This window comes from Pseudomonas sp. UF-293 (assembly GCF_058245595.1).
In genome coordinates, this window is record NZ_JBSICA010000091.1 from 1 (window position 1) to 293 (window position 293).

Annotated in this window: 1 protein-coding gene; it reads left to right on the forward strand. The window is 61.1% G+C overall.

What is annotated here, in order from left to right:
• Positions 1-293 (forward strand): immunoglobulin-like domain-containing protein (locus AC4IHP_RS27900; RefSeq protein WP_490833295.1); only part of this gene is annotated, 293 nt, incomplete at both ends.

The window sequence follows — 293 nt, forward strand, 5'->3', positions numbered from 1 at the left end:
GTGCAGGCGACGATCACCGGCGCTACCGGTGGTAACTTCGAAAATCTCGTGCCGAGCACCACTCCAGCGGTCACTCAAGTCACCGACACCATCGACACTTCAACGGTCAAACTGACCGCTGATACTTCGGTGGCCGAAGGCGGCACCGTGACTTACACCGCCACCGTCGGCGCGCCAGTCACCGGCTCACCAGTTGTGGTAACTCTGGCCAACGGTCAGACCATCACCATCGGCGTCGGTCAGACTACTGGCACTGCAACCGCTGTTGCTGCGAACGATGCGCTGACCGGCAA